Annotated in this window: 15 protein-coding genes; 2 read left to right on the top strand and 13 right to left on the bottom strand. The window is 63.4% G+C overall.

Annotated features, from left to right (window positions below):
• Positions 1-51: 51 nt before the first annotated feature.
• The 13 genes from NZ740_01615 to NZ740_01555 all read right to left on the bottom strand — a co-directional run bounded on the left by NZ740_01615 (position 52) and on the right by NZ740_01555 (position 13,171).
• Positions 52-741 (bottom strand): hypothetical protein, encoded by a 690-nt coding sequence (locus NZ740_01615; GenBank protein ID MCS6770706.1) that lies wholly within the window; start codon positions 739-741, stop codon positions 52-54.
• 31 nt (positions 742-772) lie between these two features.
• The gene (hemB, locus tag NZ740_01610; protein ID MCS6770705.1) at positions 773-1,777 is read right to left on the bottom strand and encodes a porphobilinogen synthase; all 1,005 of its coding nucleotides are present in this window, start codon (positions 1,775-1,777) and stop codon (positions 773-775) included.
• Positions 1,778-1,881: 104 nt separating this feature from the next.
• Positions 1,882-3,618 (bottom strand): NADH/ubiquinone/plastoquinone (complex I), encoded by a 1,737-nt coding sequence (locus NZ740_01605; GenBank protein MCS6770704.1) that lies wholly within the window; start codon positions 3,616-3,618, stop codon positions 1,882-1,884.
• 1,166 nt (positions 3,619-4,784) lie between these two features.
• Positions 4,785-6,302, bottom strand: coding sequence for a monovalent cation/H+ antiporter subunit D family protein (locus NZ740_01600; protein MCS6770703.1), 1,518 nt, complete (start codon positions 6,300-6,302; stop codon positions 4,785-4,787).
• A 150-nt stretch (positions 6,303-6,452) separates the two neighbouring features.
• A complete protein-coding gene (locus tag NZ740_01595) occupies positions 6,453-7,949 on the bottom strand; it encodes an oxidoreductase (GenBank protein ID MCS6770702.1) in 1,497 nt (498 codons plus the stop codon).
• On the bottom strand, positions 7,946-8,329 hold the full coding sequence (locus NZ740_01590) for a cation:proton antiporter subunit C (protein MCS6770701.1): 384 nt from the start codon (positions 8,327-8,329) through the stop codon (positions 7,946-7,948). The genes NZ740_01595 and NZ740_01590 overlap by 4 nt, the downstream gene beginning before the upstream one ends.
• Positions 8,326-9,060: a sodium:proton antiporter gene (locus tag NZ740_01585; GenBank protein ID MCS6770700.1), complete on the bottom strand. Its 735-nt coding sequence runs from the start codon at positions 9,058-9,060 to the stop codon at positions 8,326-8,328. Before NZ740_01585 ends, NZ740_01590 begins: the two co-directional genes overlap by 4 nt.
• A gap of 1 nt (position 9,061) precedes the next feature.
• Positions 9,062-9,322: a DUF4040 domain-containing protein gene (locus NZ740_01580; protein MCS6770699.1), complete on the bottom strand. Its 261-nt coding sequence runs from the start codon at positions 9,320-9,322 to the stop codon at positions 9,062-9,064.
• Entirely contained in the window at positions 9,319-9,621 is a 303-nt protein-coding gene (gene mnhG, locus NZ740_01575; GenBank protein MCS6770698.1) for a monovalent cation/H(+) antiporter subunit G, read from the bottom strand. Before mnhG ends, NZ740_01580 begins: the two co-directional genes overlap by 4 nt.
• Positions 9,618-9,896: a monovalent cation/H+ antiporter complex subunit F gene (locus NZ740_01570; protein MCS6770697.1), complete on the bottom strand. Its 279-nt coding sequence runs from the start codon at positions 9,894-9,896 to the stop codon at positions 9,618-9,620. The genes mnhG and NZ740_01570 overlap by 4 nt, the downstream gene beginning before the upstream one ends.
• Positions 9,893-10,423 carry a Na+/H+ antiporter subunit E gene (locus NZ740_01565; protein ID MCS6770696.1) on the bottom strand — a complete coding sequence of 177 codons (531 nt, stop codon included), beginning with the start codon at positions 10,421-10,423 and terminating at the stop codon, positions 9,893-9,895. Before NZ740_01565 ends, NZ740_01570 begins: the two co-directional genes overlap by 4 nt.
• A 72-nt stretch (positions 10,424-10,495) precedes the next feature.
• Positions 10,496-12,760, bottom strand: a complete 2,265-nt coding sequence (locus NZ740_01560; protein ID MCS6770695.1) for a heavy metal translocating P-type ATPase — start codon at positions 12,758-12,760, stop codon at positions 10,496-10,498.
• Positions 12,761-12,865: 105 nt separating this feature from the next.
• Entirely contained in the window at positions 12,866-13,171 is a 306-nt protein-coding gene (locus NZ740_01555) for an RNA-binding protein (GenBank protein ID MCS6770694.1), read from the bottom strand.
• Between the two features lie 259 nt (positions 13,172-13,430).
• Between NZ740_01555 and NZ740_01550 the strand changes: the two genes are divergently transcribed.
• Positions 13,431-13,889, top strand: coding sequence for a hypothetical protein (locus NZ740_01550; protein MCS6770693.1), 459 nt, complete (start codon positions 13,431-13,433; stop codon positions 13,887-13,889).
• A complete protein-coding gene (locus tag NZ740_01545) occupies positions 13,886-15,070 on the top strand; it encodes a glycosyltransferase family 4 protein (protein ID MCS6770692.1) in 1,185 nt (394 codons plus the stop codon). The genes NZ740_01550 and NZ740_01545 overlap by 4 nt, the downstream gene beginning before the upstream one ends.
• Positions 15,071-15,074: the final 4 nt, after the last annotated feature.

Raw genomic sequence — 15,074 nt, 5'->3', positions numbered from 1 at the left:
CTCGATCACACTGCTGCCCAGTTCCCGCTGGCCACGTTCGATGACATGGTTTCAGGGAAATTCGCGCATTGGAGGGTTCACCGCCGCAAAACGGACCCGCAAATTCAAAAGCTGCACCCGGCGCAACGCATCGGGGTCCCGATCGACGTCAAACATCCAGACGGCGCGGCGACCTTCCATCCGGTCCGCATTTGCCTCCAGAATGTCTGCCGGCGTCTCCACCGCCAGTTCCGCCCGGAAACCTTTCAAGGCCTCCCGGAGCGACTCCTGCAGATCCAGCGCGGCCGGCTGGATGGGCGGCGCAATCTGCGCGAACTCCATGGAGCCGTCTTCCAGGCGCCGCAAAAGAATCTGTCGATCCGACAAAAACTCGGTGCGTGCAAGGGCGTTGAGCGACTCAAACCAAATCCTCAATTCAACCTCCTTGCGGCCCTCTGTTTCGCGGACCGCGACATGCTCCAGTCTAATACCCTGAGCCTCATAATCTTTAAAATCCTCCCGTATCTGAGACTCATCGAACGAGAATTGAACCGGACCCTCGCCCTCTCCTGCCTCCGACCCCGCCTGCTCCTCAATCGCCCGAATGACCTCGAGGGGCGCGGAGTAAAAGGCGTGGAATTCACCGCTGCCATCCGCGTGAAGGGAAATCATCTGCCTCACATGGAAACAGCCACAGGTTCCGAAAAGAAGGATCCCCAGAGCCGCCCGGCGCCACAGCCGCGCAAAAATCGCCGCGTTCATGCAGCCAGTATCGCAGGGCGCAAAGGGTCGGTCAACTTGCGGACGCCTTTCGGGGTCCCTGCAGGAGCCGTGCTGCAACTGGCGCAAAATACGTGAAAATGATGTCGGCCCCCGCGCGCCGAATCGCCGTGAGCGATTCCACGATGCAGGCCTCTTCCTGCAGCCACCCGCGACGGGCGGCGGCCATGATCATCGAATATTCTCCGCTCACCTGGTAGGCAGCCACTGGCAGGTGGACCGCTTCCCGCACGGCGCGAATGACGTCCAGATAGGGCAATGCCGGTTTGACCATCACGATGTCGGCGCCCTCGGCGACATCGAGCAACACTTCGCGGAGAGCCTCGCGCGCGTTCGCCGGATCCATCTGATAGGTCTTCTTGTCGCCGAATCTTGGAGCGGAATCGAGCGCGTCGCGAAAGGGACCGTAAAACGACGAACAATATTTCGCCGCATAGGACAAAATCCCAACCGACGAGAAGCCCGCCTGGTCCAACGCGGAGCGGATCCGCCCCACCCGCCCGTCCATCATGTCGCTCGGCGCCACCATGTCCGCACCTGCGCGCGCCTGCGCAACGGCCATCTCGGCAAGGATGTCGAGCGTGGTGTCGTTATCGATGCGGCCCTTCTCATCCACATACCCATCGTGGCCTTCGCTGGAATAGGGATCCATCGCCACATCGGTGATCACACACAGTTCAGGGACCGCCTGCTTTAATGCGCGCACCGTTTGTTGAAGGAGCCCGTCCGGGTTGACCGACTCGGTCGCCAGAGGGTCCTTGAGTTTGGGCGGAATCACCGGAAACAGCGCGACGGCGCGAATGCCGAGGCGGAACGCGGCGCGGGCCTCCTTCACGACGAGGTCGCGGCTCATTCGGTAACACCCCGGCATGGACGAGATTGGCGAACGGCGATTTTTCCCCTCGCATACGAAAATAGGCCACACCAGATGCGAGGGTGTGAGTTCCGTTTCACGCACCAACGCGCGGATCGCCTCGCTCGTCCGGTTGCGGCGGGGGCGGATAGGCAACGCATTCATAATAAAACTATGCCATATCGCGCCGAAGCCCGCACGCCGGAAACGAGACTGACCGTATGCCCGAAGAACCTAACCTTGAGTGCGTCCCGAGCAGCTTCGGCAAGTCAGGGGGCCAGGCGCCAGATCGTCAGGGCCGCGAGCAGGGCGAGGGCAAAACCGGCCACGGCGAGAGTCCGCAGATACCGCTCGGCGCCCGCCAATCCGCGGAGCGCTCCCTTCATCCCATCGCGCGCGAGCGAACGCGCCTCCTCGGCCGCACGGATTCCACGGCCCAGCGAAGGCCGCTGAAGTCGGTAAAAGCTGGTCAGCCTGGAGACCGCCCACGCAGGTATCGCGAGAACATCGCCCGCAGGAATTTCCGGCGCGCGGCTAGAGAAGGCATAGCGAGCAGCCATCGCGGCCAGGGCGCCAACCACCACAGGCACAGCGAGCGTTCCGGCGTACTTCATCGAGAGCGCCTGCGCGGTTTTCTCCGCATGGAGAGCCTGCGCGAACCACCACGGCAGCAGGATGACCAGAGCCAACAGGGCCGTCCACGGCATCCAAATAGATCTCGACGCAGCATGATGGGAATCCGGAGTCGAGTCGATCGCTGCCCTCAATGTCCAGAGGAACCGCGCCATCAACAGGGTCGTGCCCACGGCTCCGCAGGGCAGCAGCCAGGCAAGGCGATCGGGCCACTCGCCGGGCGCAGCCGCAGCCACCGCTTTCAGGAAAACCTTCGCGACCGCTCCGCTCGTGAGCGGGGCGCCCGCCAGCGCCAGCCCACAGATCGCCAGTCCGATCCATAACGCGATGCGCCCGATGTTGGCGCGGGGAGCGCTCGCGGCCATGCCGACGCCTAGGAACAGCGCACACTTTGCGAGCGCATGGTGAAGCGCATACAGAAATACGGCAGGTAGGACGTAGCGCGTCGCCTCCGGACTTGCGAGGGCGATTCCTACTGCGAGGATCATCAGCCCCATTTGGCTGATACTCGAATAAGCGAGTACCGTCTTCGGCTGCCGCTGCGTGACGCCCACCAGAGCCGCGCCGAACACACCCAATAAGCCGGCAACCATCAGCCCCTCTCCCAATGCGGGTGCCGCCATTCCTCCAAGTGGGAGCAGATTCAGCCAACCCAAAAGGCCGGCCTTAATCATCGAGCCGCTCAACACCGCGCTGGCCGGAGTCGGCGCGACCGGATGCGCGAGCGGCAGCCAGACGTGCAGCGGTACAAGTGCGGCTTTGATGCCGAATCCCGCGATCACCATCCCGAGCAACCAGGGCCGGTAGGGCGATTCCGTCAACGCCGAACGCGCGGCCGGAAACGTCCATCCGCCCGCCTGAGAGGCGATGACCGAAAACGCTGCAAACTGAACGACCTCACCCAGCAGGGCGAGCGCAAGGTACACGCGACCGGCCCGACGCGAAATGGTACGCCCGTCGTGGATCACCAGCGGATACGACGCGAGGCTCATCAGCGCGAAAAAGAAGTAAAAGGTGGCAAGGTCCTGCGCGAGGATCAGGCCGATATTTCCGGCCATCGCAAGCCGGTGGAACACATGATAGCGATTCGCGTGCCCGTCGTGCGCCATGTAGTGCCGCGCGAACCACGTAGCGGCGGTCCAGAGGCAGCCGGCGATCAGCAGAAAGGGGGCGTTGACCGTACTCACGCCGAATCTCGCCCCCAGCAGGAGTTCGCGGAAACCGACCTCAAACGGCTCCGCAAACGCCAGGCCGATCGTGGGGAGTGGCGCGAGCGCGGCGAAAATCGTCGCTCGCGGCGCGGCCGCGGCCAGTAGCGGCGCAACCAGCGCCAAGGCAAGCAAACCGTGATTGACCAATTCTGAACCTATCATAGCCCCGCGGGCACCAAGGCCCGCAAACATAAACGACCCGTACCGCGAGTCAAATCCTCAAGATCCGCGTTCTCATCACGCTCTGAAAATGTCTCCTTGCACATCCGTAGGTAATGATCCACGGCAGAGGAGGGCGCAACGCTGTGAGCGGACAACTTTGAAGGCGTTAAAACAGGCGAACGAGGCTGAAGGTCAAGACACCGTTCTTCAGAAGATACAGATCACGAAAGCAGCGGTGACGCGGATCGGCACACAGAGGTCAGACATGTAGGAGTCTGCGTGATCCAATTCCCAACGAGGCCACGCAATCTCTGAAATGCTGGATTCAGAGTCCTGATCTATTCATCCGCTTACTCTCCTTGGGCGCACATGACCGTGCGCCCTTGATCAGGTGCGCGTTTGGGGCTGGAAAAGGGTGAATTTTGCAACTCCACGATTGGCGGACGAGGTGGAAGTTGCCCCTTCGCGATTCCAGGCGGGGCGGGACCAGCTTTTACAAAAATAATAAGGCGAGGTAGAACTCGCCCCTTCAAAAATTGAGCGCGGGTTGGAATTCGGACTTCCACATCCGAACGCGTTGAAGGGCGATGTTCATTCCGCACCTTTTGTGGAGAGCGCCGTTCCACCGGCGCCAAATTCATCCCTTCCTTGGAGAGCCCGCTTCCACGCGGGCCCCTTTGCAGCAGGCCAGAACCTGTCCTTCCGAAGGTCGGCGTGATAGCCGACCCCCAGATGGTAGGCCGTGCCCACGCACTCCTCTTACCCTGAGAGGGACTTTATAAATAGTTTCAACGATCCTTAGCAACTCAGCCCTTCACAGAGAATTTGAGCCGTTTGGGCCTACCACCCGGAGATCAAATCGCCCCGTTCGGTCAAAGGAGAAGGAGCTTGTTAGAGCCCTACTTCTAGCCGGGTCCGCGCTATCGGAAAAACACTCACTTTCCTCGATTTACACAACCGCCGTTTCGAATATTCGAAATTTCGGCAACTCTTAGATCTATACCAGATTTGAGTTACAAAAAATCATCTCGACTTTCTTAGTTCGCGCACAATGAACCGCCTCGCATGAGTCGGAGTAAAAACAGCCGCCACGGTGTTCTCCTGCTGTAGGCGCCGGAACTTCGTGTAGCCCAGCAGGGTTGTCAGACGTTTCGTGTTTCAAACCCCTAATCAGACAGCCCGGGGGCCGGGTACTCCTGGCGGGTGATGATCTGCACCCAGCTCAACGGGCTGAAGGGGTGGCCGGCAAAAAGTCCCGCGATCAGCACGAGCGCCGCCGTCGCCACCGGTGGGAATAGCAACCACCACGAGATTTCGAGTCGGCCAGAGTGGGGATGCTCATGCGGCCACGGGTGCCGCTGTGGCTTGAACCAGGCGCGGTAGAGGATGGGGAGGAAATACGCCGCGTTCAGAAGGCTGCTGGCGGCCAGAACGCCGAGCGCCCAATACTGTCCGGCCTCGGCCGCTCCCCAGCCGAGGTACCACTTACTCACAAAGCCCGCCAGCGGCGGCACGCCGATCATGCCGAGGGCGGCAATCGTGAACGAAGCCATCGTGCCGGGCAAACGGCGCCCCACCCCGTCAAGCTCGCTAATCTTGTGTACACCCAGCGCCTCTGCCGCGTTGCCCGCGGCGAAAAACATCGTAATTTTCATGATCCCCTGGTGGACGAGATGCACAAGACCGCCCATGGTTGCCATCGGCCCGAACAGGCTCACCCCGAGCGTGATGTAGGAAACCTGGCTCACCGTGGAAAAGGCGAGTCGTCGTTTGAAATCGTCCTGCGCGAGCGCGCGGAGGGATCCATAGAGGATGGTGATGGCCGCAAAGGCGGCGAGTGGCGTCAGCACGCCGAGGTCGCGCGCCAGTTCCGCGCCATAGACATCGTAGACCACGCGCACAATACCGAACGCGCCCGCCTTGACGACGGCCACCGCATGGAGCAGCGCGCTGACTGGCGCGGGCGCGACCATCGCGGTCGGCAACCATTTGTGCAGAGGAACGATGGCCGCCTTGACGCCGAGCCCGCCGACCAGTAGGGCAAAGATGGCGATTAGTTGGGGCCTGTGCGAGTCCCCGAGCGGGGCGAGCACGCCCGCGGCGCGAAAATCAAACGGTCCGGCGATTACATAGAGCCACAGCATGCCCGCCAGCATCGACGCGCTGCCGGCAAGGGTATACCGCAAATACATCGATCCCGCCCGCACGGCCTTCTCGGTGCCGCGATGCACCACCAGCGGGTAGGTCGTCAGCGTGAGCAGCTCATAGAACACGAAGAACGTGATCAGATTGCCGGCGAGCGAGATGCCCATCGTCGACGTCACGCAAAGTGAAAAATAGCCGAAAAAACGCCGCCGGTTCGGCGAACCTTCGAGGTAGCCGATCGCGTAAATCGTCGTCAGCAACCAAAGCCCCGCGGAGAGCGTTGAAAACAGGATCGTCATGCTGTCGGCGCGGAGCACAAAATCGAGCTGTGGCATGAACGGCCAGCGCGTTTCGAACAGGCGGCCCTGCGATAAGCCCCAGATCATGTAGCCCACGAGCGCCAGCTTCGCGACCGCGCCCAGCAGGTTCACGAACGTACGCGCGCGAATTCGGTCCTCCCCGAGCGCGAAAATGATCACTGCGGTGACCAATGAGGTCATCAGCACCAGCAGAGGCAGCAGGGAGTCGAAGGAGGTCATGGGTGTTCAGTTCTCCTGCCTTCCGCACGGCGATATCGAGGCGCGGCGCGTTTTCCATGCTCTGGAAAAAGGACCGGAAAATTTTCCATGGTCTGTAAAATTTTCACACAGGCTTTCCATGGCATGGAAGTTTCTTAAGCGCCGTCTTCCTTAGAAGGACTCCGTGAACCAGTTGGACGGAAAAGGCGCGCCGATGGCGGCGACGGCGAGGGGATACACCGAAGCGAGGCCGAGCGCCAGAGCGGTCAGCGCGAGGGCGAGCGCGGTGAATTCCAACCGCCGCGGGATCGGATGAAGCTCTGCGGCGCTCGCCGGCGGTTGGAAAAACATGAATTTCACCATGCGGAAGATGTAGGCGGCCGCGAGCAGGCCGCCGCCGATCATCAACGGCGCCCACCACCATTGGCCTGTGCGCACCGCAGCGACGAGCATCATCCATTTGGCGATGAAGCCTCCGCTGGGCGGCAGGGCCATGATCGAGACACCCGCCACCGCGAACGCGCTGGTGGCGACGGGCAGCTTTTCACCCAAACCGCGCAGCGAATTTTTGTCGTCGCGTCCGACCGCGTGGAGAATTGCGCCGGCGGCCATGAACATCGCGCCCTTGGCCGCCGCGTGCGAGAGGGCGTGGAAGATGCCGGCGATGTAGGCCTTGGACTGCCACGCGGCGTCGCCCGCACCGGGCATGGCGACCGGAAACAACAAGAAAAGGTAGCCGATTTGGGCGACGGTCGAGTAGGCCACCATCAGTTTCAGACGATCTTGCGTAAGCGCCTGGAGCGAGCCCCAGAGGACAGCCAACCCGCCGAGCACGCCGAGGAACGGGCCGATCGCAGCGAGCGCGCTGTCCGCAAACGAGCTGAACGAGGTGCGGAGCAGGATGTAAAAGGAGCCCTTCACGACGAGGCCGGAGAGCGCGGCGCTCACCGGCGCCGGCGCGCTCGAATGGGCGGGCGGCAGCCACAGATGAAGAGGAAACACCGCGGTTTTTGCGAGCAGGCCAACGACCATCAGCGCGAGCGCGGCCCGGCCCACCGGACCCACCCCCAGCCGCCCGTGCAGCAGGGTAAGGTCGAGTACTCCGTATTGGGAATAAATCAGGGCAACGCCCCCCATATAGACGAGCGACCCCATCATCGCGACGAACAGGTAGCGCGCCGCAGCGGTCAGCGCGAGCGGTCCGCCCTCCATCGCGACAAGGGCGACCGCAGACAGGCCGACCACCTCGAGCGTGACATAGAAATTGAACAAATCGGCTGTCAGGAAGAGCGCATTCAATCCCGTCCAGAGTACGAACCACAGCGGCCAGAAACAGCGACGCTCACGCGCGGTATGAAAATAGCCCGTCGCGTACACACTGATCGCTGCGCCGAGGACCGCGGTCATCGCGAGCATCAGCGCGGTGAGGCCGTCCGCATACAGATCAATTCCCAGTGGAGCGCCCCATCCGCCGAGATGGTGGCGTCCGGGACCGCCGCGTACGACCCCTGCGATGACGGCCGCGGAGGCGACAAAGGTGGCCGTCGCGCCGGCCAGCGAGGCCCGCACGCGCGCGCGATCCGGCAGGAGCGACGCGATCAGCGCCGTAAGAAGCGGCAGGAGGATCGGCGCAGCCAGCCACGCATCGTTGCGGAGGGTCTCGTTCATGGCCTCGCGTCCCGTTGCTCCGTTCGAGGGGAGGGGCGTTTGCCGGTCACGCTCTGCCTGTTCGCCGCAGTTCGCTCCTCAGGCTCCACGGCAAGCTCGGCGCGGCCGGTCACTTCCAGCACCCGACGAATCAACAGCAGCCCGAACGCGGTCGCGCTGACAGAGATCACGATGCCCGTGAGGACCATCGCGTGGGGCACGGGGTCCGGCGGCGCTTCCGGCCCGCGGTAGGCCACGGCGACAAAAATCAGAAACAAGCCGGCGCTCATCACATTCAGCGCGGTGATCTTCCTCAACAGATGCGGCCGGACGAGAACGCCATAGAGGCCCATGACCAGGAGAAACACCGCTGTGGACAGATAAAGCTGAGCAGTGCTCATCGTCCGGACGCCTCCCCGTCTATGGCCTTTGGCATCTCCCCGCCACGGCTGGATTCGGCCGGGTCCGCCGAGGCGGTCAAGCGATCGAAAAGCGCGAGGAGGATCAACGCGATTGACAGCGCGCTCGCGCTCTCAATCGCGAGAATGGCCCACTTGTCCGTAGCGGCCGGGAAATGCAGCAGCTCGCCGGTCAACGCCCACGACCATGCCGCCACACCGGCGAACACGGTCGTGCCCAGCGCGAGGCCCGCACTCAACGCCACGCCCGGCTGGACGGCAACTATTCCGCTCAACGAAGCGAGCACGAGGCCGGCCCCAAGAACCGATCCGGCCTGGAAGGCGCCACCGGGGCGAAAGCCCCCCGCCCATAGGATGTAGCCGGCGCTCATGACGAGCGCGGGCGCCAAAATCCTGATCAGACCGACCAGAGCGGCATGCGGCCTTCGGCGGCGGGCCGAGGGGCCGGAGGCGAGCGATAGGGCGCCCAGCGCCGCCAACCACAGCACCGTCATTTCCAGCAGCGTGTCATATCCGCGGAAATTGAGCAGAACCGCCGTCAACGGGTGTTCGACGCCGCTTTCGGGCATCCGCGCCATCAACGCCGCCGACAGATCGGGCGGCCGGGGTGGAATGGACCCTACGGCGTGAAGTAGTGCGGCCAACAGCGGGAGAAGTCCCAGCGCCAGGGCAATCCGGATGGGCAGGGGCGCGTAGGCGCGCGAGGCGGACATGTTAGCACTCCTCCTCGTCGCCGCGGTCCCGCAACGCGCGCACCGCACTGAACAACAGCGCTCCGGTGATCCCTGCCCCGAGGGCAGCCTCTGCCAGCGCGATATCCGGCGCGCGCAATCTCGCCCAGGCAAGCGCCATGACCAAGCCGAACACCACAAAGAACATGACGCCTTGGAAGAGGGTCCGGCTGAACAGCGCCCGCGCAGCCAGTCCGACCAGCAGCGCGCAAAGCAGCAAATCGAAAATCCAGGGAAACGTCATGGCTTTCTCCACGGCTTGATGCCGTTCCGCAGCGCGCCGCGGGCGATTAGCAGGCTGCAGGCCGACGCACTGATCAGCAGAAGGATCCAGATCAACAAGATTTTCGCCGCCACCACCCACGATTCGGATAGCAGAGCCAGGCCAGCTCCGGTTAGTCCGAAGCCGAGATTGTCCGCCTTCGTGAGCGCGTGGAGCCGCGTGTAAAAGTCCGGAAACCGGAGAAACCCAACGGTACCAGCGAAAAAGAAGAATCCGCCTACTGCCATGAGGGCTGCCGCGACCAGTTCAAGCGCTGTCATGGCTCCTCCTCGTCGCCGGCGGGGCGAGCCCAGATTCGCTGCGCATAACCGACGAGCGTCACAGCGGCCAGCAAGGCGCAGATAAGCGCCACGTCGCGCAAAGGCGGCTGCTGCTGCAGTTCGGCCAGCAGCAACAGGATTGCGGTGCCGGTTGTTCCAAAGATCTGGATGCCCAACATCCAGATCGGCTCCACGCGCCCACGGAACACGACCAAGAGCCCCGCGGCCAGATTGGCGAGGAGAAACAGGCAGAGGCCGTAGCCGAACGCCGTCATCGGGCGTCGCCCCCGGCGAGCGGTTCGCCGAACAAGTCCGCCACCCGGCGCTCAAGCCCTGCGGTCGCGTCGAGGAGCTCCTCTTCGGAACCGGAGATGGAATGCACAACAATGACGTCGCGGCGCAAATCCGCCGAAAGGGTGCCGGGCAACAGGCTGATCACATGCGTGAAGAAGAGCCGAGCGGTGGGGTGCTGGAGACGAGGCCGATACTCGATCAGCCGTGGGTCCAGTGGCATGTCAGGCCGCAGAGCAATGCGCGCAACGTCCCAGCCGCCTCGGATAGACTCTCGGAGGAAATACGGCACGAATCGCGCCAAGCCGGCTGGCCGCCACCGCCAGGCGCAAGGCGCCTGGGGAATGAGGGCCGCTATCGCGAGCGCGCCCGCGATGATGGCCGGCGCAAACCACCAGCCACTGAGCCGACCCTCGTCCAATATCCACCACAGCGCAGCAAAGATCGCTGTCCGCCGCAACCACGCTGCGGACGTGCTCGAACCTTGTGAGTTTAGCGCCCGATCGATCATGCGCGCTACACGTTAGGGCGGTGAACGGGATTGTCAACGATGACTGGCCGGGCATCCGGCACAGTCACACGCTCACGCGGCGTGGTCTCGGTCCGAGGGCAGGTGCACAAACAGCAGGCGAAGGCTGTTGAGGACCACGAGTAGCGTGCTGCCCTCGTGGCCGATGACTCCGACGGTCAGTGGAATCACCCCAGCAAAGGCCGCCATGGAGAGCAAGACCACGGAGCCCAGCGAGATCGCCAAATTTTGTTTGATGATGCGGTTGGCTGCCCGACTCAGTTCGTAGGCGACGGCAAACCGGTCGAGTCGGTCCTTCATCAGCACCACATCCGCCTGTTCGAGCGCGGCGTCGGCGCCGCGCATGCCCATGGCGACGCCCACGTAGGCCGCCGCAAGGCTGGGCGCGTCATTGACACCGTCGCCAATCATCGCAGGGCGTTCGCCACGTTCGGACCATTCGCGAATCCGCCGCACCTTGTCCTCGGGCGCGAGGCCCGCGTGGACCTCGCTGAGCCCCACCTCATCGGCCACCGCCCGGGCGGCCTCGGGGCGGTCGCCCGTCAACATGGCGACCGCGAGGCCATGCTGGCGGAGGCGTTCCAGGAGCGGTTTGCTGGCGCGTCGAATCTCATCCTGCAGCAGGAAGCGCGCCCGGATCTCGCCCCACTCGAAAAACGATTCCGTCATGCCGATGGGCGGTACCGGATAGGCGGAGGCCCAAGTCCCCATCAGACGGCGCTGCCCCAGTCGCGCCTCACGGCCTTCGATGACCCCCATCACGCCGCTGCCCGCTAGAGCTCGGAATCCGTCGACCGGCGGCAGCTCGAGTTGCGCATCGAGCGCGTGCCGATGAATGGCGGAGGAAACCGGGTGGTTCGCGTGGGAGGCCAGCGCGGCCGCGCCACGCAACGCCTCCCGCACGTCTGTTTTCCCACAGGGTTCAACGGACACCACCCGCAGGGTTCCGCTGGTGAGCGTACCGGTCTTGTCCATCGCGACGCGGCGGATGCTGGCAAGTTTCTCAAGCGCGGCCCCGCCGCGGAACAGGATGCCCCGCCGCGCCCCTGCGGCGATGCCCGCCAACACAGCGGAAGGAATCGAAATCGCCAGCGCGCAGGGCGAGGCGACCACCAGCAGGGTCATCGCCCGATAAAAGGCCTGTTGCCAGGGCAGCGCCGCTGCCCAGTGCCAAATCAGAAACATCGCGGTGCAAACAACCAGAACCGAGATGGTGTAGCCGCTGCCGAATCGGTCGGTAAACCGCTGGGCCGGCGCCTTGGATTCGCGCGCCTCCTGGATCATTCGGATGATTTTGGCCAGCGCGCTTTCAGCAGCCGGGCGGAGAACGCGGCAGTCCATCCGGCCCCACAAATTGATGGTTCCAGCAAACACCGTGTCGCCGGGCTCCTTGTCCACTGGCGTCGATTCGCCGGTGAGATTCGATTCATCGGCCGCTGAACGACCGTGGACCACCTGGGCATCCACCGGCACCACGTCGCCCGGCCGGATGGCAAGCAGCATTCCGGGCCGTAGGTCATCGACCGGAATCTCGCGCTCGGCGCCGTTTTCAAGGACCGTGGCGGTCTTCGGCGCCTCCTTGAAAAGGCTGCTGATCGCCCGCTCCGTCCGTTGCTGCGCGAGGTCCTCCAGCGCGCCGCTGATCGAAAAGAGGAAGAGCAGCACGCCTCCCTCCCACCAGTGGCCGATGGCCGCCGCTCCGGCGGCAACAGCGAGCATAAGGAAATGGATGTCGAGCACTCGCTTTCGCAGCAGTGCCAGGGTGTCGACCGCCGCGTCCCAGCCGCCGGCCACGTAGCCTGCTGCATAGAAGAGCCGCGCAAGCCATGCGCGATCCGGGTCGATCCGTTCCACCCACCAACCGGCCAATGTGCACAAGCCGCAGGCAACCGCCAGCGCCATCGGCAGCTTCCAGGGATGGGTGCCGATCGATTCGGTCGCGAGAGGTTGCACGCGGACCCAGGGAAACTGGCTCCATCGCCAGAATCTCGGCGCCGTGGCGCAAGATTCGCGCTCGATCAGCAAACCTCGGTCTGGGAGGTAAACCAGTCGGATGCCCTTTGGCGGCGCCGGGGGCGGTCCCAGACCACAACGCTCGCACGAGCCTTTCCATGGGGGCTGCGCGCAACGAGCAATCTGGTCCGGCTCCAGATCCCCGGCGATGGCCCGGACCTCGCTTTGCGCGGAGCCGCGTTCGGGACCCGGCAATCGCGCGATTGAGATTTTCTTCGCGCGGGCGTCGAGAAAGACCGCGCGAATATCCTCGCGCTCTGAAATTTTGTCCGCCAGTTGCCGGACGGGACAAATCCCTGCATTCACCATTTCATACCTATCGAAAATCGCCCGGGTTTGGAAAGTGCGCGGACGAAGAAAAAAGCCCCGTCGGGAGACGGGGCTTTTCGAACTGAGATGACGCGGAGCTTCTTACCAGCCGCGCTTGCCGCCGCGGCGGGGGCTGAATTCCGAGTGGCGGGGCCGATCCTCCTTCGGCCTGGCCTCGTTGACCGTCAAGGCCCGGCCTTCAAACGACCGACCGTGCAGCGCCGAAATGGCCTTTCGCGCGTCGGCCTCGGTCTGCATCTCGACGAACGCGAACCCGCGGGATTTGCCTGTGAATTTGTCGGTAATCAGGTGGCAGCTCGCCACCGCACCCTGTCCCGCGAACAATTGTTTTAGTTCCTCCTCGGTGGTTTGGAACGACAGATTCCCCACGTAGAGTTTTGTTGTCATGCTTCGTTTTCCTTCATTGCCGGCGAGAATCCCGTGATTGTCCCGAACTGTTCGGACGAAGAACCCTCACCGCTTCACGCGAAGCACGCGCAGGCCTGCCACATCACGCTGACAATCTCACAACGGACGGATCCTTTGTCTCACAGCCCCGCCCGTCTCACAACAAGAATCTGCAACTATTTTTGACGGTGGCCCGACCCGCGCCTCCCTTGCACTGGCCACGGTTGACGGGGGAACGGCGGTTTCCGATACTGCACCCATGAGCATCCCGGTCGAAATCCATGCACCCGGCGTCGACGTCGAAAAAATCATGGCCGAGATCGAGGAGGCGGTCTCGCGCAAGGCCGCCGAGGGCGCCTACGCCGATCCGCGTGTGGCTCGGGCGGAGCGATTCAACCTGGCCAACCTCCGCGGCGATGAGGAGTTCTTCGGCTTCTTTCTCCGCTCGCTCCGCGAGGCCGCCGCTGTCGACATCAACGACTTCGAAATCCGAGAACGGCGGGCCGCGCTGGCGCCTCTGCTTGTTGCGCTCAAAAAGCTGATCTGGAAACTGCTTAAATTCTACACCTATCGGCTCTGGTCCCAGCAGAACACCGTCAACGGCCTGCTGGTCACCGGGATTGAAAGTCTCGACGAACAATACCGCGAGCGGATCGCACGGCTTGAAGCGCGCATTGCCGAACTCGAGGCGCGGGTCGGGACCCGAGCGGCCCCATGACGGAAGCGCGACGCCTCGCCTTCCTCGCGCCGCGGTATTCAGAGAAAGGTACCATCGGCGGTGCCGAAACCCTTCTTCGCGCCCTCGCTGAGCGTTGCGCGCGGGCGGGCCGATCGGTCGACCTGCTAACCACCTGTGCAAGCGACCATTTCACATGGAAAAACGACCGCCCGGCCGGCGTAAAAACCGTCAACGGCGTAACTATCCACTTCTTCCCGGTCAATGAAGACCGCGATGTGGCGACATTCCTGCGAATCCAGGCGGCGATCGACAAGGGTGTCCCCCTCTCGCCCGAGGAGGAACGCCTGTGGATCACGAACAGCGTCAACAGCCGCGCGCTGATGGATCACTTGGCGGCGCATGCCTCCGGGTACGATCGAATCGTCGCCGGACCCTATCTGTTTGGAATTACGTGGTCGGCAGTCATGCGGTATGCGGACAAGGCGATCCTCGTCCCCTGCCTCCATGACGAGCCCTTTGCGTATCTCGGCATCATGAAAAAGATGTTCCTCGCCGCGCGCGGGATCATGTTCAATTCCGCGCCGGAGCGGGCGCTTGCCGCGCGCCTTTACGGCATTGACCTCGCCAAAACCTCGGTGGTCGGCATGGGACTGGATCCCTTCGACAGCGACCCACGCGCCACGGCGGAAACACTGGGAATTCGCGCGCCCTACGCCATGTATTCCGGCCGCCGAGAACCATTGAAGGGAACGCCCCTGCTCTGTGAATACCTCAACGTGTTCCGCGAGCGAACCGGCATCAACCTGCACCTTGTCCTCACCGGAAGCGGGCCGATCGACGCGCCCGAATCGCTCCGCCCCGTGATCCACGATCTCGGTTTTGTCTCGGAGAAGGAGAAACACGACGCGATGGCGGGCGCGGCGGTCTTCATCCACCCATCAGTCAACGAAAGCTTCGGGATCGTCCTGCTGGAGGCGTGGCTGGCCGGCACGCCCGCGCTGGTCCACGCGCGGAGCGAGGTGCTTCGGGATCACGTCCGCCGCTCGAATGGCGGCCTGTGGTTCAAACACTACGCTCACTTCGAAGAGGCCCTCTCCCGCCTGCTGGCCGACGAACCTCTCCGACGCGCGCTCGGAGAAGCCGGCCGCGCTTATGTCCTGCGGGAATACAGTTGGGCTGCCGTCGAACGCCGCCTGTTCGAGGCGCTGGACCGACCCTGACCCG

The organism is Kiritimatiellia bacterium (assembly GCA_025054615.1).
Lineage (GTDB): Bacteria > Verrucomicrobiota > Kiritimatiellia > CAIVKH01 > CAIVKH01 > JANWZO01.
Note: the sequence above shows the minus strand (reverse complement) of the source record. Positions and strands in the feature narration are given on the sequence as shown.